We start from the raw sequence: 20,292 nt of genomic DNA, 5'->3' as shown, positions 1-20,292 counted from the left end.
TTTAACATAGCCTATTTATTAAAGTGAACCCGCGTTGGATCACCTGATTAACTGATTTTCCCCAGTTTTTGTTTCGTAACATTTCAGAAATGATTTTGACGTTCGGATGACTGTTATTATGCAACTTATAGATTTCAAGTATTTCCAATCTCAGTAACCACTCATTGGGATATTTCCTATCTAGTCCCGCGATTACCTTCTCCAATCTGGTCCAGCACTGTTCATTCCACTCCGTGCCCTCACGTAAACTGCGGATTTCAGCATATAGCCTTTCTAATTCATTCAGTTGAACATCTGATTCCTCCATACTGTCTGTTTCCTTTATTATTGGCCATTCAAAAAAAGCATCTGGATCAGCAGCGCCTGCAAACACAGACGTAATTCCTTCCCCGACTGCCATATCATACGCCCCCCATGATGGATCAAACAGGACTTGCCCCTTATAGGTTACATGGCAATCCTTAAAAGAGAGTAAAATGGGCTTATCTGCCGACAACATAATTGTCTTCACAACCCCCTTTACATTGACACCGCTTTCAAATTTCAATATTGCTTTGCTGCCTTCCATAATGCCTAAATCCTTTAATTGATCAGGAGAGCAATTCTCTAACGCTATCTTCCCTTTAAGACTGCCTATTGGTGTCCCGAATCCTTTACGATGTGTATCTTTGCCATGATTCACTAATTGCTTCTGATCCAGAGAAAGGGCGGTCGGCCCTTTGGTTCTAATATAAACAGCTTCTCCCTTCTCATTCTTTAATATTGTTGCCAATGTCCCCGTCACTTGCAATCCAGACGAGAAGACAAACGTTGCAAGATTATCAGATTTCAAGGCTTTTTCAAGACTTTCCGTGCCGCCCTTCTTAAAGGCCATCGTAGCAGCAAATTGATCTATGGCAGCCGCTAATTCATCAAAATCTTTACATACAAATAATTGCGGCTGCGGCTTGGTGACATCATATGGTGTTTTGATACATTCTTCGACTGAAAATGGAATCTTTATAACATCATCGGCTAAGCAGCTTTGACTCTCACCTACTGATGAAAGCAAACCTGCCCCATAAATCTTCGGATTGTTGATATCGCCAATCAAGCCATATTCCACTGTCCACCAAAAAAGCCTTGAAACCATATCGGATTCCGACAACCCTTTCACCTTCTTTCTAGCTTCAGCGACAAGTATTTCTGCCTCTTTAACCTGTTCAGGGGTTGAGTTGGGATCTTCTGCAACAATGGTTAGGTGGCGAACGGCTTTAAATACCTCCAATTTTTCTTTACTGGAAAGAGCTTTCGCTCCCATCTCGCCAATTTTCCTTACAAAATCCCGATAAGATTTATCTAATAAAATGGGTGCGTGTCCGGCTGCTTCATGAATCATATCCGGAGCAGGGGTATAGGCAATGTTTTGGATGTTTCTGATTTCTGTTGCAATCGGCAAAATACCATGTGCCAGAAAGCCATAAAATACGGAACCAGGAATTAACCCATCAATCGTAACGGCTCCCCAGCCAACTTTTGCAAGACTTTCATTCATGTCATCTACCTTCGGAATGGATTCCGTTTTAATACCTGAATCACGCAGACCGTTTACATAGGCGGGATGGGCGATATCTTTTAAAAAGTAATGATTTTGCTTCATGACGAATCGCCACACGGCGTGGTCAATGGCTGTATATCGATGGTAAAACTGCTTTGAAATATATGGCTGTAAGTGCGCCTGGTCTCTTCTTGCTCCATTTCCAGTCATCGTTAACATTCTCCTTCTCAAAGAATATTTTTTACTGGTATCATCATGCGAGTGACTGCATTTTTGGTCGGAGTCTTTCCTTTGCCCTTCTCATCCTTGTTTTTACTGTAGACATTGGAAGATTACTTTTCTTCGCAATTTCGACGAGAGAGAAATCTTGATAGTAATATAGATAGATAGGATATCTGTAGATTTCCGGTAATAGGTTCACCTTTTCAGCCATTTGTTCAGCAGAAAATTTATGTAAAACTTCCTCTTCGGGGATTATAGATGGTTCAAATGAGGCTGAATAGGAATAAACCTCTTCCCTCCAAAATTGCTTTGACTTTTTTTCTTTCCGCCAATAATCACGACATTTATTGATCGCAATCGTAAAAAACCATCCTTTATTTTTGGATTGCTCCTTAATTGAAGGATATGCTAAATAGGCGGAGAGTAATACCTCCTGATAGATGTCCTCTGCAAGTTCTTTATGCTTCACTAACGATAAAATATATTGATAAATTGCTCTTCCGTATTCCATAACTACTTCTTCAAATGACGGGGTACGTCCATTATTCATTTTCCAAGTCCTCCAAGTCGAAAAATAACTTTTCATAATAATAGACGGAATGGACTTATTAACCCCTACAGTTGAGAAGTAATTTTCTTTTAAATTATCACTCAGTAGTATTTTGAATGTATGCCCTCATAAAAAATCTTAACCCGATTTTCCTAGAAATCGTTATATAATGCATAAGGGCTAGCAAAACGGCGCCTGTATTCATTCCAATAATAACCCCGTTCATCCTCCATTCTGGTCGAGAACCAAGCAACAAGATTAACGCATAGGAAATAATAATTGACCAGGTGATATGGAAAAAAGCATCTTTGATCATATTTAGACCAATCAAAAAGGCCTGCATCGGCATGATGAAAAAATGAAATAGGAAAAACGGCCAGAGCATTTGTAAAAATACGGCTGATGTCTCCGATTTAAAGAAGAGTGAAGTCAGTTCTGGGGCAAAGAAATAGAAGAACGTTACAGCTATCACACCATAAACTATGGTTAATTTCATTACCTGCTGCAGCATTTTTTGCAGGCTGGGATAATCCTTCTGCGAATGTGCTTTGGATACAGCAGGAATGAGCACGACCATTAGGGAATGCGCAATAAATGCAGGGAAAAAGCCAATAGACATCGCCACTCCCATCAGCATTCCAAATTGTTCAGTCGCGATTCTCTCTGCCATCCCAGAGTGAACTAAAGCACCCTTTATGATAAATGGTTGAATGGCACTGGTAAAGGCTGAAAACAAGCGCATCCCAGTAGTAGGGATCGAAACAGCCATTAAATTTTTCCTAACAACCTTGCGATTCATATTAGAAAAAGGGTGCCTTTTTAATTGTTGGAATTGAATGATGAACATATATACTAAATACACGAATACAATAATCTCGCTTCCAATTAAGGTACACAAGGCTATTAACAATGACTGTTCACCGTTGAAGGTGAAAAAGCGGAACAAGAAAAACAACCCGGCTAGCTGAATGATTTTCCTAAGGAAATTAGAGATGGCGATTTTCCCCATATGCTGCATCCCCATAAAATAGCCCCTGGCAACCGAAGTGAACGAAATGACGGGAATAAGTATCATGACAACCCAGCGTACATAAGGATGATACGCATTGAACACTGGAATGAAAGGCAGAATGACTGTTGCTAATAAAAACAAACAACTTGTGAAAATAATGGTAATCGTAATGGCGTGATAGAGGATATTTCGATGGTAGCGCTCCTCTTTTTCAGCAATAAATTTTGAAATCGAAACGGGCAGCTCAAAACTTGATAGCAAAACAATAAAAAAAATCGAAGGCAGGATGGACATATAAAGTCCTAAACCATGCGTTCCTAACTCTCTTGCTAGAATCATATTTACCAAGAATTCGATGCCTTCTCCCAATAATGCAGACGCTGTTAAAAAGAATATTCCCTTATAGTAAATAGCCAAATTTTTCTCCTCCATACTAGTCTCACTTTTATAAACTTATGAGACAAGTTCTTTGATTAGTAGGAAAAAATTTTTAGGTAAACGAAAAAAGGGCACGAGGCCCTTTTAAACGCTGGTGATGACTGTTCTTTTAAATTTAACAAAGCCCAAAATAGAAAAAAGACTTTCCGTTTTTTAGGAAAGCCTTCTGAATTTATTTAATTAAAGAATGCTTAAAAGCATAAATGACTGCTTGCGTTCGGTCTTGAACGTTAAGCTTGCTCAAAATATTGCTGACGTGGGTTTTGACGGTTTTGAGGGCAATAAATAACTCATCCGCAATGTCTTGATTGGTTTTGCCTTCGGCCATTAATAATAATATTTCGACTTCACGAGAAGTGAGATCTTCATGTGGCAGGTGCGTATTTTTTTGACGCATTTTCACCATCATTTTTCCGGTTACTTCCGGTTCAAGGACCGATTGTCCATGATATGTAGCGCGGACGGCATTGGCAATTTCACCTGCTTTAGAGGTCTTCAGCATATAGCTGGTAGCACCTGCCTCAAGTGCTGGATAGACCTTTTCATCATCCAAGAAGCTTGTGACGATAATGATTTTTGCTTCAGGCCATTGTTCAATGATTTGACGTGTGGCTTCAATTCCATCCATTTCCTTCATAACTAAATCCATTAAAATAATATCAGGGCGAAGTTCGAGGGCAAGTTCCACCCCTTTTTTTCCATCATCTGCTTCTCCAACCACCTCAATATCTGGCTGCGCTGATAAATAAGAAGAAACCCCGATTCTCACCATTTCATGATCATCAACAAATACTACTCTAATCATTGGCACCATCTCCATTAACCATCACCGGAACCTTTACTTCCAGCCTTGTTCCTTGATTTTTTACACTAACCACTTTTAACGTACCGCCCACTTCAACCGCACGCTCATGCATATTTTGCATTCCATAGGAGCCTGCCTTCATCTCGTTTACATCAAAACCAATTCCATCATCCACAATCAGTAAGATGACTAAATCATCTCGTTTAACCATCAGAACTTCGAGCTTGTTGGCTTTCGAATGTCTTAACGTATTCGATATAGACTCTTGTAGAATACGGAAAAGATGATCCTCTACTCCTTTATCTAGAGGAAACGCCTCGGTCTTCCATTTTATATCCATTTCAACCTTTTGTTGTAATTCGATTAACAGCTCTTCAATTCCTTCTTGGAGTGTTTTATTTTTCAACGCAACAGGCCGCAAATGTAGAAGAAGAGCCCGCATTTCTAATTGTGATTGGTGAATCATTTCTTCTACTAATTTCAATTGTTTCGCTTCGCGCTCATTTTCTATTGGTGATTGATGTTTCGTTTCGTTGATGGCTGACATCATCATCGAAGCAGCAAATAATTGCTGACTGACCGAATCATGAAGTTCACGGGCCAGACGGTTTCGTTCTTGTTCAATTATTTCTTGAATTCTTTCTTCAATGTCTTCCACCTTTTCAGTGGCTAAGCGCTGGGAAAGCTTTGCCTGTTCAGACATCTGTTTCCCGATTTTCTCAATTCGGCTCGCAATGAGCTGCATTTCCGAGATGACAGGTTTCTCCTTTACTTCTATTTGTTTTCCTTCCTCTAATAAATGCAATGAGTGTTCAACCGATAGGAATTGTCTTCTCCAATACATTCCAGAGAACGCACCTAAAAGAATTCCTACTGCAATACTAAATGCCGGAATAAAGACTACAAATGGTATATTCATGAATTGTTTATTCCACAATTCGGCCCAACTGCCAAGTGGGAAAACGAAGATAAAAATGGCACCAACGATAATCGCAATGAAAAAGGAAAAGCCGACACTCCAGAAAATCTGACGCTGGGTTGTGCTCATATCCGGCTCACCTCTATATTTCCGACAACAAGCGAGGTAAATATTTTTACTTTGTGCTCGGCTGTCTCGTATCCAGGTGTTTTTAAGTGTACTACTCGATTGAAAAGTTTCGAGTCATGATGCTCGAAAACAGTTGTGGAACCGACAATGCAAGAATGATGAAGACTTATTTCAATATCATAAGGAACGAGAATTTGAATATTCCCGATTAGATTTCGAATAAAGATAACTGTTTCCCCTTTAGGCAACATCGTAAAACTAAGGTCAATGATTGTATCACCAATTCCAGCCTGAATGTTTACATCATTCCATTTATAGGCACCCACAGGAGTCTTTTGTTGACCAAGGACAATATTTTCAAATAGTGGTTCTGTTTTAATCAGTGTTTCTTGTTGAGAGGTTTCTTCCGCTTTATTGATTTCAGGTAAAATCTTCTTAGGATGCTTTTTTGTATTAATAAATTGAATAAAAAAGTGCAGTAAGACAGCGAGCAACAAGAACTTAAACGTCATCATGTGCGCAATACTCAGGACAAAAAAGATAATTCCACCGATAAAAAGAATTTTCCCCAACTTTTTCCCAGCACGCTTCCGGCCGAGAAAAATCATACCACCAGAAATGATAAGGGAAAAAATAAGCCCACTGTTAAAAAATAATATTTCCATGACTAGAATAATTGCACCGATCATGAACATCCAGCCTATATAATCATTTTTCGTATTTTTAAACATGGCCCACCCTCCCTTATTAAAAGTCTGGCTCATTCGAATATTTTTATTTATGTACAAAAGGCGCAGAATGTCTACGCCTTTTGTATACTAACTTAAGCATTAATCCCTGAGGAATAAGCAATACTTGCTTTGAAAGAGATTCTGCTTTTCTAATATAGTCTACCATATTTGTTATTAAATGGACTTGCTTTCTTCTAATTTCATTTCTTTTTCTAACTGTGAGATCCGAGCGTCAATCGTATTACGATAAAATGAACTATTCACTTGATGCTCTAAACGGTCAAGGTAGTTTTCAATTTCTTTAAACTTCGAGTAGGATTTGTCAGAATAAGATTGAGAATCGAGAACCTGGTTGATCTGGTGGTTCGCTCGTGTTACATTTTCACGGCCCATTAATTCCATCCTGCGCAAATGCATATCTTTAACTTTGTGCTTCATTTCCTCATATTTTCTTTCTAGGTCTGCTAGTTGACCTTTTACTTGTTCAAGTGATCCACTTAAGCGGACCGCACGATCGGAATATTGCTGATGTTCTGTAGCAGCAAACTGATAAAGCTCTGTTTCGCTGGCATTAGAAGCAATTTCAGCTTGATACTTTCTTTTTTCGGCTAATTGGGCAGCTTGCTGATATTCTCTCGTAAATTCATCTTTCAGTGTGTACTGACGTTCCAATAGCTTTCTAACTTTCTCTGTTTCTTGCTCACACTGACGAAGATATTGATTTAATAAAGCAATTGGATTTTGTTTATCTTTTTGATCAAGTGCCTCGTGTAAATCTGCTGTAATCGTGTTTTTTATTCTTGTAAATAAGTTTGTCATGGTTATTCTCTCCTTTTTATCTTGGTTTTGTTTATCAAAAGTGGCGATTTTATAAATCAACATTCAGCTTTAACAGATCCTACTAATTTTTCAATTCATTCCATTGTTTTTCAAAGTTGACAAATGGGTCTGATTCTTCTGTTGTGGCCGTGTACTTTTTATCGTTCCATTTTTTATAAACGAGGTACAGTACATAGACAGCAGCTACTCCAATGATAGCTGGGGCATTATGAATGGAAGCCATGAGGACGATGAAACCGATAATCCCAATCCCAATTTTTCCACCTGTAGATTTAGCCTTTAAGAACTGTTTGAATATGAAGTATAGGAGTACTAGGCTAACGAGTAACCCCACCATTGGACCAATCGTTGAAAGCAAAATCATCGCTGCAATTGCACCTGCTAACAATAAACCAAATTTTTTCATTTTGTTTTTCTCCTTTCTTTATCTTGATATCATCTTACCTCTTTTCTTTGTTCGTCATAATTGCGCCTTAGCTTGATTTTGATATCGGTCTTAAGACGTAGAAAGGGTCAGCCCCTAAGCGAATGCTTAAGTAACTGACCCTTTTTGTTTCTTTATTTAGAGATAAACATCTGGACCCAATAGTGTCGTTGGGAACCTCCTTGTGCGTAACCAACCCCAATATAGGTAGATCTCGTGCTTAATATATTGGCCCTGTGCCCCGAACTATTCATCCAAGCTTGAACGACGGATGCCGGCGTAGTTTGCCCTGCTGCAATGTTTTCAGCTGCTGAACGATAGGAAATCCCAAAGCTTTTCATCATTGCAAACGGACTGCCATAGGTTGGACTGGTATGACTGAAATAGTTTTTATCTCTCATATCATTGGCTTTATAACGAGCAACCCTTGACAATTCCCAATCTGGAGTTAATGCCTTCAATCCATTCTTCGCACGCTCCTGGTTGGTTAACTGGATGACCTGACTTTCAATGCTTTTTACTGCATCGAAACTTGGAATGGTTACCTTTTGACCTGGATAGATTAAATTCGGATTCTTAAATTGCGGGTTTGCTGAAATAATCTCTGATATGCCCACTTGATACCTGACTGCGATCTTCCAAAGAGAATCACCTGGCTGTACAGTGTAGATTTGCTGGGCAAACGACACACTCGGAATACAAAATAGCGACAATAAAAACAGAAAACTAAACCAAAAAGATTTTTTCATTTTTTCGCCTCCTCCGAATATATAATCTTGATTTCAGGCTCAAAATATACAATGGATTAAAAAATAAATTTTTGCTTTGAGTGATAGGAAATTTGATGAACATCAATGCAGATTTTTTTGGAGGATGGAAAAGTGAAAGAGATTTCATGGATTACCTATATTATGTTAATTTTGGCGAGTTATCGTTTAACTCATTTAATTGTTTTTGATAAAATTACTGAATTTATCCGTAAACCTTTTGTTAAAAAAATCAAGGTCGAAACCGATGCTGGCGTGGAAACAAAGGAAGTTCCCACATCGATGTTCGGTTATCTGTTGAAATGTTATTGGTGTGCAGGTGTTTGGAGCGCCATTTTACTCGGTGGAGCTTATTTGCTCTTCCCGCGCATTGCCTTTGTGGTTATTTTAATTTTCTCGATTGCGGGCGGCCAGTCCATTATTGAAACCTTTGTCGGCGTCAATATCAAAAAAGTCGACTATTATGCCGCACTGAAGAAAAAAGACTAAAACAAATTAGTCTTTGGCAAAATCATCCCCCCTATTGCATATATTTTAGAAAAGCTTAAAGACATTGGTCAATTAAGCTCGACAAAAAGGGGGAATACAATGGCTGCAATTTGGTGGGTCACAACAATCGGTTTTATCATATTTCTCGGTTGTATTGGAGGAACATTTTTTCATTTTATTAGAAGCTCCTTAAACACAGAAGACTCTACCCGTATTGATCCATTGAACATTGATAAAGAGGAATGATTTCCTTTTAATCAACTAAGGCAAAGTTTAAGCTTTGTAATGCAGCTTCCTTCATGTTCGAATCACTTAAGTCATGAGCGTATCTTAACAGTAATACTGTTGTAAAAATGGCTTTAAATTTAGCCAGATATCGTGTATTTGCATCAACATCTCCGTAGGCTTCAAAAAATTGTTTACGGCCCGATGGCGGAAAAAAACTATATACAAAAGAAAGATCAACCGCAGGGTTTCCTATGTGAACATCTCCCCAATCAATAATGCTTGAAATATGTCCTTTCGTGTCAACGAGTACATTTCTAAAATGAAGATCACCATGGACAAGGGAAAGGTTTGAATCTTCTTCGATTATTTTTAGGTTATTTAGATAATCCAGTAGTGGTTTTGGATGTTTCAATAATCGATCGTTTACTGCTTTAGTTACATTTTCCATTAGTCTATCTTTTCTTAATTTAATACTTACACGGTTTAATTGATCATACGGAACGCCATAGCTCTTTGCTTTTTCAATTGAAAACTGATGGAGCTTACGGAGAAAAACAGCCATTCGTTCTGCTGAAGTGCTCCTTATTGATTCAGATAAAATCCCAGGTGTCATTCCTGACACTACCTGATAGCCTGTAAATGGCCACGGGTAATCCGGACACGGCCGGCCCAAAAATACCGGGACAGGGATCTGAAGATTTAGGAATTCAGTTAGGTGCGGCAAAAGATGATTTTCTGTAATTAATAACGGAACGGCACTTGTTCGTCTTGGAAACCGAAACACGTATTGGTCATTAACCATAAACACGCTGTTATCAAACCCTTGGCCAAATAAACGAATATGAATGGGATGAAGATCCGGAAATTGATTGGCTATTAAGCGCATTGCTTCATGTGGGGATAGTTCAATTTCAGGTGACCATGAATTCGTCATTGGATATCCTCCATTCGTAAGGAACCTTGCATATGCAGGGTTCTTTTTTACTTTTAGGAACTTTTTCCTTGTTTACATTTATTCTAGCACTTTTGGAAAAATTAAATATGATGTCATTTTTTAGGCTGGAGGAATGTATATGAGTTCATCTGAAAAAATTCCACAATTTCCAAAAACATATTGGCGTGAAATAGAATTACCTGTTTTTAAAAAATTAACCGAAGATATATCCGTCGATGTCACCATTGTCGGAGCCGGAATTACAGGGATTACCGCAGCCTATTTACTTTCTAAGGAAGGTAAAAAGGTTGCCATATTAGAAGCCGGGAGTGTTCTGAATGGCACCACTGGTCATACGACTGCGAAGGTAACCGCCCAGCATGGATTAATTTATGATGAATTTATTAACCATTTTGGAGAGGAAAAGGCTCGACTTTATTTTGAATCACATATGAATGCCATACAATTTGTTGAAAGTAATATTAATGAAAAAGGAATCGATTGTGATTTTAGCAAAGAAGATGCTTACATTTATGCAGTCACCGAAGAATATAAAGATAAGCTCGTAACGGAATGGGAAGCCTATAAACGACTTGATATTGATGGTGCATTAAAAGATACAATTCCTTTTAATATTGAAGTGAAAGCCGCCCTGATGATGCAAAATCAGGCCCAGTTTCATCCGCTTAAATATTTAAAAGTGCTCCTGGAGGAAGCAGTGAAAGCTGGCTGTACAGTATTTGAAAATACAACAGCTTCCGATATTGAAGACGATGGCGTACAACCAAAAGTGGTTACAAAGTCTGGTTTCAAAGTGACTTGTAATCAAGTAATCATTTCATCACATTTTCCATTTTATGATTTGCCAGGTCTTTATTTTGCGCGAATGTACGCGGACCGCTCCTATGCAATTGGTATTAAAACCGACAAAGATTACCCTGGCGGCATGTATATTAGCGCGGACAGTCCAACCCGTTCGATTCGTTATACACCGATAAATGGCGAAAAACTGATTATTATTGGTGGTGAAAACCATAAAACCGGTCAGGGCATTGATACGATTGCGCATTTTGAAGCCCTTGAAGCGTTTGCCGAAGACGTTTTTGGTATTAAGGAATATGATTACCGCTGGTCTGCACAAGATTTAGTTACACTAGACAAGCTTCCCTATATCGGTCCCATTACTGCTGAACGGGAGCATATTTTAGTAGCGACTGGCTTTAAAAAATGGGGCATGACAACCGGAACCATGGCTGGCCGTTTATTAGCCGATTATGTGTTAAACAACGATAATCCATACAAAGAGCTTTATTCACCATCGCGCTTCCATGCCGATCCCGATTTAAATAGCATTGTCAGTACTAATGTTGATGTTGCCAAACACCTACTCAAAGGCAAACTTGAAATTGTTCCAGGGGATTCGGATGATTTGATGGATGGTGAAGGATCAGTTGTGATGTATAACGGGAAAAGAGCAGGTGCATATAAAGACGAGAACGGTAAACTTTATATTGTTGACACCACCTGCACCCATCTTGGCTGCGAATGCGAATGGAACCATGCGGAAAAAACATGGGATTGTCCGTGCCATGGCTCAAGGTATGCTTATTCAGGCGATGTGATTGAGGGTCCGGCTAAAAAAGCGCTAAAATTATTGGCTGAAGAATAGGATTTTTAAGATATCTACAAAAATTGAGGTGATATCTACACTTTTTTGAAGATATCTACAATTCTCTTCCTAGTGCGAAAAAGCGCCTCCTTACTAAATGTAGGAGGCGCGCTTTATTATTTACTATTTGGTCGATTGTGTTTTAATCTTTCACCAGTTGTAAATTCAACTAGTTCTTCACTATCTCTCATTGGCTTTTTGCTATTATTATTTCGTTGAGCATTTTGATTACCTAGCTTCTGTCTTCCCATACGTACCAGCTCCTTTTTGAGAAATACATTGATAGTATGAGTGAAAATAATTAGTCTTATTCTCTTTCAAGGACAGGCGCTTTTCTAAATTTAGTCATTTGCTCAAAAGCATAGGCGACCTCGATTAATAAAGGCTCACTATATGCAGTTCCTGCAAAAGTGATTCCAACCGGTTCCCCCTCTGTCGTATAGCCAGCCGGAACAGCAATGGATGGATAACCTGCTTTTGCACTGATATGAGAGCCTTCCTCACTTGGGAAAACAATCGCATCCAAGCCGTATTTTTCCAAAGCAAAGTCAATCCCCTGCTTTTTCGAGTGATAGAGGTCGAATTCCAATGCCTCAATATAAGCTGCTTCTGTTAATGACCCGCTCGTTTCATCAGACTCGATCAGGACAGCCTGGCCGTACTTGAGCATTTTCTCTTCATTGTTTTTATTAAACTCAATGAGGTCTGTTAAGTTTTTTATCGGTATAGATGGATGAAGGCTGATTAGATACGCATTTAGGTCTGGTTTAAACTCATAGGTTAGTACATCATACTTCCAATTTGCCTTTGCGGAAGGAATTTCTATGGTTTCAATCACGTCCGCACCTGAAGATTTTAGAATATCAACAGCCATTTGAATCACCTTTTGTTTCTCTTCACTCAACAACTCGATAAAGCCTTTTACGGCCACCCCAACTCTTTTTCCCTCAAGCCCTTGTTTCAATAGATACTCGGAAAAGTCAGTCTGCCCAAAAGGATTTGTTTTGGTAATCGGATCTTTCTCGTCGCTGCCACAGAGTGAGTTAAGAAGAATAGCTGCATCTTCCACCGTTCTAGCCATCGGTCCTGCTGTATCCTGAGTGTGTGCAATTGGGATAATCCCTCGTCTGCTGATTAGACCAACAGTCGGCTTGATTCCTACCAAGGAGTTTTGACAGGAAGGATTTAAGATCGATCCAGATGTTTCAGTTCCCACTGCCGCTGTGGCGAAGTTAGCTGCAACGGCAGCTCCCGAGCCTGAACTAGACCCACCCACATCAAACCTGCCTGGGCCATAAGGATTTAATACCTGTCCGCCTCGGGAACTATAACCGCTTTTCATCCCGATTGCGATGAAATTTGCCCATTCAGTCATATTTGTTTTGCCGAGAATGATTGCCCCTGCTTTCCGTAATTGCTCGGCCACAAACGAATCATGGAGGGCAATCGAATTTTTCAAGGCAAGTGACCCAGCGCTAGTATGCATTTTATCATTGGTATCAATGTTATCTTTTAGTAAGATGGGAATGCCATGCAATCGACTGCGCGGGCCAGATTCATTTCGCTCGGCGTCAAGCGCTTCAGCTATCTGTAACGCATCAGGATTTACTTCAATGATCGAATGCAATTGGCTATCATAAGCCGCGATTCTATGTAAATACATTAAAACAAGCTCTTTCGATGTGAGCTCTCCACTCTCTAACTTTTCTTGGATCTGTGTGATTGTAGCTTCTTCAAGCCATTCCTCATTCATTTTTTTTAGTTTCTTATCTTCCATGTTTTTCCCCTCCATTCTCTTTTACTATTCAAGAAATAAGAAGGAAATCCCTTTTCACATTAAAAGAAGACAGTGGATGTTCCTCCACTGTCTCTGCCGTCCCTTTTATCTTCTTAGTTTTTGGTCTCTTTGTCCTTCTTCAGCAATTAAACCTTTGTAAAACACTCTTTTTTGAAGTGGAACGTTTAACTCACGGCAATACTGTTTCAATTCTCGTTCTTCTCTCTCGGTAACAAGCGAGATAACAATACCATTAGCACCCATTCTTCCTGTTCTTCCAGCCCTATGCACATATTGCGCTATATCCTTCGGGGAATCGATATTAACTACATGGGTGACCCCTTGGATATCAAGTCCTCTCGCCGCCACATCAGTAGCAATGAGCATGTTCATTTTTCCATCACGGAAAGACTTTAATGCGGCCTGCCGCTCGAGCTTTTTCATGTCGCTATGCAGGATTCCAATCGAAAGGTCTTTAAAATGTAATTTCTCCTTAAATACTTCAATTTCGCCGATATCATTAATAAACGCAAGGGATTTACTATTTTCTAAGCGAGTGATTTTTTCAAGGAGCTTGATTTTATCTCTTGGATCACATGAAAAATAAATGTGCTCCACTTCTCCTGATGAAGCGATCTCATCCTTTTCGATGCGAAGAACTTCCGGGTCCTTCGTCATTTCTTTGGCCAATTTCTCGGTTGCCGGTTTCATTGTAGCAGAAAACAAAACAACTTGGCGGTCGCTCATCGTTGATTTAACAATATTTTGAACAGTATTAAGATGTTCATGAATGAGTAATTGGTCTCCCTCATCGAGAACAACCAGTTTTACTTCATGCATTTTTACTTTTTTCTGTTTGATTAGTTCAAGTAAACGGCCGGGAGTTGCAAAAATAACATGCGGGCGTTTCTTTAATTTCTCAAGCTGCCGTTTCATATTAGCGCCTCCAATAATAGAAGTGCCTCTGATTCCGCTTCCTTCCGACCATTTTTGAAATTCTTGATAGACCTGCATCACAAGCTCCTGCGAAGAAGCTAACACAACAGCCTGTAGGGATTGTAAACTAGGGTCCATTTTATGTAACAATGGAAGTAAATAAGCCAGCGTTTTACCAGTACCTGTCGGTGACTCAGCAATTAAATTCTTGCCTTCAAGAATCATTGGTATTGCCTCTGCTTGAATGGAAGTCGGTTGTTGAAACCCTGACTTTTCCCAGGCTTCCTGCAAGTATGGTTTTAAGGTATTTAACATATTGAACTCCTTTATATAAAAATCATTTTTCTTATTATTTGTCTTTCCATATCGTATTGATACTAACTTAATAACCTTGGAGTGTCTAGTTGGGAATAGCGTATAAGTCATGATGCTGAATTAAAATAGAGGGCAATCCAAACCATATGATAGACCAGGACGGAGAGGTAAAGGATGCAGGTGGAAACCAATAGTGTCCGAATCCATCCATTTAATGGGCGTAAGTAAAACAACCCAAGCAAGAGGAGGGGAAGTAAGATTTTAATGATGTAGAAATAAGACCAGCTTTTTTCAATTACAAGTTTCATCATTGGATTTCCTTCATCAACGATACCTGAAGCAATTCCAAAATGGGTCAGAACAGCATCCAATAGTCCGGCGATTAGCAGGAATAAACAGAGTCTCATCAATGCCACCTCAAATGAATTAGTTCAATTAGTTTCCATTATTTCTAGTAATACTTATGATGATACCTATGAATTCTTTCATCAGTTCTTAAAAATGAACATTTTAGGAATATAAATGAGCTCCATGAGACAGCAGCTCAAGTTTCTTCAGAAATTACAATTAACATATTTTCACTATCAGGCCGGGCGATCTCATCAAAATGATCCACTAAATAATTGAGGTAATACCTATTTGGAAATGAGTTCATTAATAAGTTGTCATATTTAATATTATAACGAACATTTTGTTCTTAATATAGATTTATTTTTTCAAAAAAAACTGCTCACCATGAGCAGCCCTTTAATCAAATTGTCTCAAAGTCATTTTATAAAGTTTACGATTTATTTCCTCTGATTGAATCAGACTCTCGTTGAAGTTTATTTTGATTTTTCCACTTCCGGTCAATATCTTTACTTATGCCTATCTTTTAGCTGTCATTTTGTTAAATTTACAAGTTTTTAAAATTCGAAAGCTTTGTGAACAATTCCCTCAATTAGATTTCATCTGCAGGAATCGGTGATAGAATGAACAACAGGAAGATTACAATACTGCGGAGTTGAAAACGATGTTTAATAAGATTGCTCTTATCACATCACTGTTGTTTTTACTATTAGGAATGAATGTTTTTGCCGATTCGCGATTAGAAGTTTCTTCTCCTAAAAATAATCATGTGTTTAGTCAAACTGCTCAATTAGTTACCTTAACTACAGATAATAATAAAATCGTATCTACAAATAAAAAGATCAGGACAAAAATGCAGTATTCCTCACTTCCTGCTAAGCAAGTGAAGGATGCTGTGCCTGCCTTTAAAAATTATATTATTCCAAGTTTGGTTGGTTTATTGTTTATCTTCGGCTTTGGGGGTTATTGGCTAGTATTTCGAAGAAAGCATACTTAGGACGAAGAGAATCCGGAGATTTTATCCTTTTAGATTGATGTGTTATATTTTTAAACCAAACTACATCTGGTTGTTGGGGCTTTAACAAAAGAAGCGTGAATTCATTTTGATTCACGCTTCTTTTTTATCCCTAAGGGTGCCTGACACCGTTTCAACTACTTTCGGAGGACAGCGCGAACTGGACTCCCGTCTCCTTCAACTAGAGGCAGTGGCAGGGCAATAAGCTCGTAGTCTCCAGGTTCGATTTCATCGAGCAATAGTGACTCCAGAATGTGAATGCCATGTTCATTCAAGCCATGATGGGCCGGCAGCTCTTTGCTATCAATAGGATCGACCGATGGGACATCCAAGCCAATTAACTGAATTCCCTTACTCCCTAGAAAAGGAGCTAAGTTTGGCTCAATATGTGGGATTTTTTCAGGGAACTCATCAGGATTTTCCCATGCAAGGGTTCGAAATAACACCCGTTTGCACCCATCAAGATCGATCCCTTCTAAGTCAGCCGCACCAATGCTTTCCTTCCCTATCATATCAATCACTCTCGCAGAGCCTATGTAAAGATTAAGATCCAATTCGATGATTCGTTTTCCTTGGTTATCAAAATGGAAGGGCGCGTCTACATGTGTTCCCGTATGAGTACTCAATTCCAGCTTGCCCACATTAACGGAGCCGCTTTCTTCCATTGGCCACGAGACCTCGTATTGAAAAGCAGTATCTCCGGGCCAAACCGGCATCTCGTTTATTAATTTTCTTGAAATATCATAAATTTTCAATCCCACTCACTCCCTCGATAATGATCTTTCATTAGTCACCATTATTTCATACTTTCACACCGTTTTTCATTAGATTCCATAAAAAAAAGACAGGATATCTTCCTGCCTTTGTCAATGAAATGATTTCCAAAACTCACTTTCCTTATTAATGAGATCTTTTAGATCTTCAAACGGGATGGTAAAGGTAGGAAACCCAGCTGCATATGCAGCAATTTCATATGGATTAAAGTAGATATTCAGTCCAGCATCACTAATAAAAAATGGCTGATCTGCTCGTATGCCATGATACTCATTTGGTAATAGATAGGACGAATATTGATTATTGATTTTTAGTTGAGCTTGAATCAAATCACTAATTACTTTTACATAAGGGCTTCCGGACTTAAACAGGTCTTTTAATTGATACATCGATCCAGTTTCTAAGTTAATATGAGCATATTTTTCCAAAGGCATTCCGTGGGCTGCACAAAACGGGTAATCGTAGCCTGTAATTTTGATGACCAGTAAATCCTTCTTGTAATATGTTACCTCATAATTACCTGTATAATTTGATTCCAACTGTTTATGTGCGGGCACAGGTTTTACACCCGCCAGCTCCTTTAAAGTACGATTTACACTTTCTGGATTTTTCATTCCTTCAATCTGTGGAAAATAAACTAAATAATCCTTATTAGGTTTGTACTTATACTCGACAACAGAAAATTGGTTATTTAGCGGGAGTATGGTACTTTGCTTCCAGATCAACTCTCCGGTCTGATTAAAATAGAGGAGGTGGTCGTCAATATGCCCCTTAATCAGTGTTTTCTCAAAACTAAGCCAGCCGCTGCCACTAACCATTGGCAGATGTTCTTTTCTCTTTCCATGTTTGTCGATGAAGTAAGTATGCTCTTCATCGGTCACCGAAGCGAGGCCGTCCTCAAATTTGGTGAGCATTGTAAATTTAAATCCTGTTAGAATATGACCTTCTGAATCCGCTAAGGCGTAAATAGACCTCCTACAAGGCTGCTTCGGGTCAATCTCCTTTCCAATGGCAAAGCGCCCTTCATCTAGAGATAAGATTTGATTATAGTTTGGCTTAATCACAAACTTGCCGTTTCGATCAATGACGCCATAATTTTCTCTATTATTCTCTGACAAACTAACAATCGCCCGGCCTTCGATAAATGACTCGGCCAGTGAAAATTTAGGCTCGATGACTGTTTTCCCCTGCTCATCGATATATCCGCTCTTTCCTTCGTTGCTTTCCTTAAAGGTGAGCAACCCTTCACCATAATTACCTACGAATGCATAAGGGTACGAGTGGATGACCTTGCCGGTCAGATCAATGAGTTGAAAGGTACCATTTTTTGTTTTGACAACTGCTTTCCCCTTTTCAAAATCACTGGCCGATTCATAGATTAGTGGAATTACCTCATTCCCTCGTTTATTGAGATACCCATATAAATACTCCCTGTGCTCATCCATTTTCACAGCGCGGATACGCCCTTCTTTATATTCACCAACAATAATAGAATACGCTTTGCCAGTGATTTCTTTGCCACTCTCATCAATCACTTTGAATCCTTGAGAATCATTGACAACGGCCCGGCCTTCTGCAAACGGATTAATTGTGTCGTATTTGGGTTGGACAATAAAATAACCGCTGGCATTGATGACTCCTGATTTGTTCATTAAACCAACGATGGCCAAATCATTTTCCTGAAAATCCTCTGCACGATCATAATGTACAGGTAGTACTATCTTCCCTTTTGTATCCATATAGCCCCACTTATTTCCGCCTATTTCCTTCCTCACAACAGGGAAAAGGTAAACGGCTCTCGTCTCTCGAGAAATCGACAGCGCTCGGACTGCCTTTTTCTTCACCTCAGGAGGTAATGGATTATAATAGAGAAAATGACCCATGTAATCTTTAAGAACAAATAAATAGTATTTTCGGTTAAGACGAAACAATCCAAAGATTTCATGGATTCCATCCCCATCGATATCCATATATTGCAGGATTGCTTGTTTATCTCGGTATTCCAGTTCTGCACCAAGTGGAAGATATGGCAAGATCCTGTTTATTAATTCGCTTTTATTTCTAAACATCATAACTCACCCATTTTAGATTTTTTTATATTTATATGATGAAATATGGGCTATGTGTTTACCCTCTCATAAAGAAAGGCTGTGTTAAACCTCTGACTTCACAGGATGATCAGGCTTCCCTCATAAAAATAGCAGCTGGATTCAGCTGCTATTAAACAATTATTTAATGTTTTTAGCTTCTGGGATTAGCTGTTTCCATTCGTCATAGGAAATGATAGAATCCCAGTGGTCTGTTATTTTTGCAATCGTAATAACCAAGAAAAACAGCACGAAGAACGTAACCGGAACAAACCATTTATTAACCTTTTTCCGAGCAACCGTCATTCTTAGCGTGTCTTTTACGGGGCATGCCTCTACACAAGACATACAGGCTGAACAACTAAGTGAATTTACTGTCTCTACCTTATGAACTTTTAATCTTTGTGGACAAACCTTTGTACACATTTGGCAATTGGTACACGTATCTTCATTACGCTCGATCTTTGTAATCCTAAAGATACTCCCTAGACCAATCAAGGCACCATATGGGCAAAGGAAGCGGCACCAAAAGTTTCGTAAGAATAATGACAGGATGAAGAGGACAATAATAAACTTCAATGTAAAGCCGCCAAGATTTGTAAATAAAAGGAGCATTTTTATATCGGAGACTTTATTGTACGGTTCATCAAGAAAACTTTTCGCGGTAAAAATAGGCATTTGAACAACCATAAGAACAAAAAATAACATCAACAAGTATTTGACCGGAGTTAAAAGCCAGATTAACCACCTTGGAATTTCAAAATTCCGTTTAAACATTTTCCTGCCAAGCCAAGCGACTAACTCACCAGCAGTACCGACGGGACAAATCCAGCTGCAGAATGATTTACGTAAAATAAGACCTGCACCAACAAAAAATGCCAGTAAAACGAGACCTGCGGGATGAATCACATCAAATTCACCACTCGTAAGCCATACCTTTAAGGCAACTAAACCGCTTATTGGCAAGAATCCTTCGACCGCTGATGGACGTTCAACAAAAGGGGTTTTTCCGAGTGTTTCAAGATGCAAATAAAATTGATAAAACTGTAGACCAACATATAGTAAAAACAACAGAAATAAGCCCTGAACGGTATATCTTGTCAGCTGTACAGGTTTACGTTTCCACTGTTTCTTATACCAAGCTTTTGGTTTCATATGATTTCCTCCAATCTTACTATCTCAACTATAAGGAACGAATAAAACATGGCATGTGATAAAAATCATTGAGAATATTGAATTCATAAAGAGTTCACAGAACCATTCGTTAAAATGTCAAATAAGATTCTTGGGGAAGTCAACCTATATCAAAACATAGAATGACAAAAACAAGGCCAGGGGAACGAATC

At 38.9% G+C, this 20,292-nt stretch carries 21 protein-coding genes; 4 read left to right on the top strand and 17 right to left on the bottom strand.

Going from position 1 to position 20,292, the window contains the following annotated elements; translation table 11 throughout:
• Position 1: 1 nt before the first annotated feature.
• The 9 genes from V7137_RS14400 to safA form a co-directional block, all read right to left on the bottom strand.
• Positions 2–1,747, bottom strand: coding sequence for an aromatic amino acid hydroxylase (locus V7137_RS14400; RefSeq protein WP_335698728.1), 1,746 nt, complete (start codon positions 1,745–1,747; stop codon positions 2–4).
• A gap of 43 nt (positions 1,748–1,790) precedes the next feature.
• Entirely contained in the window at positions 1,791–2,309 is a 519-nt protein-coding gene (locus tag V7137_RS14395; protein WP_335698727.1) for an RNA polymerase sigma factor, read from the bottom strand.
• A 97-nt stretch (positions 2,310–2,406) separates the two neighbouring features.
• On the bottom strand, positions 2,407–3,738 hold the full coding sequence (locus V7137_RS14390) for a polysaccharide biosynthesis protein (RefSeq protein ID WP_335698726.1): 1,332 nt from the start codon (positions 3,736–3,738) through the stop codon (positions 2,407–2,409).
• 193 nt (positions 3,739–3,931) lie between these two features.
• The gene (locus tag V7137_RS14385; RefSeq protein ID WP_335698725.1) at positions 3,932–4,564 is read right to left on the bottom strand and encodes a response regulator transcription factor; all 633 of its coding nucleotides are present in this window, start codon (positions 4,562–4,564) and stop codon (positions 3,932–3,934) included.
• Positions 4,557–5,612: a sensor histidine kinase gene (locus tag V7137_RS14380; protein ID WP_335698724.1), complete on the bottom strand. Its 1,056-nt coding sequence runs from the start codon at positions 5,610–5,612 to the stop codon at positions 4,557–4,559. The genes V7137_RS14385 and V7137_RS14380 overlap by 8 nt, the downstream gene beginning before the upstream one ends.
• Entirely contained in the window at positions 5,609–6,343 is a 735-nt protein-coding gene (liaF, locus tag V7137_RS14375; RefSeq protein ID WP_335698723.1) for a cell wall-active antibiotics response protein LiaF, read from the bottom strand. Before liaF ends, V7137_RS14380 begins: the two co-directional genes overlap by 4 nt.
• Before the next feature lie 174 nt (positions 6,344–6,517).
• Positions 6,518–7,162 (bottom strand): PspA/IM30 family protein, encoded by a 645-nt coding sequence (locus tag V7137_RS14370; RefSeq protein ID WP_335698722.1) that lies wholly within the window; start codon positions 7,160–7,162, stop codon positions 6,518–6,520.
• An 82-nt stretch (positions 7,163–7,244) separates the two neighbouring features.
• Positions 7,245–7,589 (bottom strand): flagellar basal body rod protein, encoded by a 345-nt coding sequence (locus tag V7137_RS14365; RefSeq protein ID WP_335698721.1) that lies wholly within the window; start codon positions 7,587–7,589, stop codon positions 7,245–7,247.
• A 152-nt stretch (positions 7,590–7,741) separates the two neighbouring features.
• The gene (safA, locus tag V7137_RS14360; RefSeq protein ID WP_335698720.1) at positions 7,742–8,356 is read right to left on the bottom strand and encodes a SafA/ExsA family spore coat assembly protein; all 615 of its coding nucleotides are present in this window, start codon (positions 8,354–8,356) and stop codon (positions 7,742–7,744) included.
• A gap of 132 nt (positions 8,357–8,488) precedes the next feature.
• Here safA and V7137_RS14355 point away from each other — a divergent pair, with 132 nt between their 5' ends.
• Positions 8,489–8,863 carry a DUF1360 domain-containing protein gene (locus tag V7137_RS14355; protein ID WP_335698719.1) on the top strand — a complete coding sequence of 125 codons (375 nt, stop codon included), beginning with the start codon at positions 8,489–8,491 and terminating at the stop codon, positions 8,861–8,863.
• Between the two features lie 99 nt (positions 8,864–8,962).
• Entirely contained in the window at positions 8,963–9,109 is a 147-nt protein-coding gene (locus tag V7137_RS14350; RefSeq protein WP_335698718.1) for a hypothetical protein, read from the top strand.
• 7 nt (positions 9,110–9,116) lie between these two features.
• On the opposite strand, the gene V7137_RS14345 is transcribed toward V7137_RS14350, so the two are convergent.
• Complete coding sequence (locus V7137_RS14345; protein WP_335698717.1) at positions 9,117–10,025, bottom strand: phosphotransferase; 909 nt, start codon at positions 10,023–10,025, stop codon at positions 9,117–9,119.
• A 139-nt stretch (positions 10,026–10,164) separates the two neighbouring features.
• Here V7137_RS14345 and V7137_RS14340 point away from each other — a divergent pair, with 139 nt between their 5' ends.
• Complete coding sequence (locus V7137_RS14340) at positions 10,165–11,694, top strand: FAD-dependent oxidoreductase (protein ID WP_335698716.1); 1,530 nt, start codon at positions 10,165–10,167, stop codon at positions 11,692–11,694.
• A 116-nt stretch (positions 11,695–11,810) separates the two neighbouring features.
• Here V7137_RS14340 and V7137_RS14335 read toward each other — a convergent pair whose 3' ends face one another.
• From V7137_RS14335 to V7137_RS14320, 4 genes are all read right to left on the bottom strand, one after another.
• Positions 11,811–11,945: a hypothetical protein gene (locus tag V7137_RS14335; RefSeq protein ID WP_335698715.1), complete on the bottom strand. Its 135-nt coding sequence runs from the start codon at positions 11,943–11,945 to the stop codon at positions 11,811–11,813.
• A 56-nt stretch (positions 11,946–12,001) separates the two neighbouring features.
• The gene (locus V7137_RS14330) at positions 12,002–13,471 is read right to left on the bottom strand and encodes an amidase family protein (protein WP_335698714.1); all 1,470 of its coding nucleotides are present in this window, start codon (positions 13,469–13,471) and stop codon (positions 12,002–12,004) included.
• A gap of 105 nt (positions 13,472–13,576) precedes the next feature.
• Positions 13,577–14,722, bottom strand: coding sequence for a DEAD/DEAH box helicase (locus V7137_RS14325; protein ID WP_335698713.1), 1,146 nt, complete (start codon positions 14,720–14,722; stop codon positions 13,577–13,579).
• Positions 14,723–14,829: 107 nt separating this feature from the next.
• Entirely contained in the window at positions 14,830–15,129 is a 300-nt protein-coding gene (locus tag V7137_RS14320; RefSeq protein ID WP_335698712.1) for a DUF5658 family protein, read from the bottom strand.
• A 605-nt stretch (positions 15,130–15,734) separates the two neighbouring features.
• Here V7137_RS14320 and V7137_RS14315 point away from each other — a divergent pair.
• Positions 15,735–16,067 (top strand): hypothetical protein, encoded by a 333-nt coding sequence (locus V7137_RS14315; RefSeq protein WP_335698711.1) that lies wholly within the window; start codon positions 15,735–15,737, stop codon positions 16,065–16,067.
• A gap of 155 nt (positions 16,068–16,222) precedes the next feature.
• Here V7137_RS14315 and kynB read toward each other — a convergent pair whose 3' ends face one another.
• From kynB to V7137_RS14300, 3 genes are all read right to left on the bottom strand, one after another.
• Positions 16,223–16,840 (bottom strand): arylformamidase, encoded by a 618-nt coding sequence (gene kynB, locus V7137_RS14310; protein WP_335698710.1) that lies wholly within the window; start codon positions 16,838–16,840, stop codon positions 16,223–16,225.
• A gap of 111 nt (positions 16,841–16,951) precedes the next feature.
• Positions 16,952–18,928 (bottom strand): WG repeat-containing protein, encoded by a 1,977-nt coding sequence (locus tag V7137_RS14305; protein ID WP_335698709.1) that lies wholly within the window; start codon positions 18,926–18,928, stop codon positions 16,952–16,954.
• Between the two features lie 159 nt (positions 18,929–19,087).
• Entirely contained in the window at positions 19,088–20,101 is a 1,014-nt protein-coding gene (locus V7137_RS14300; RefSeq protein WP_335698708.1) for a 4Fe-4S binding protein, read from the bottom strand.
• Positions 20,102–20,292 lie beyond the last annotated feature (191 nt).

The sequence above is a fragment of the Neobacillus drentensis genome (assembly GCF_036962765.1).
Classification (GTDB): Bacteria; Bacillota; Bacilli; order Bacillales; family Cytobacillaceae; genus Neobacillus; species Neobacillus drentensis_C.
The sequence above is the reverse complement of the archived record's forward strand: the minus strand, read 5'-3'. Positions and strand labels throughout refer to the sequence as shown.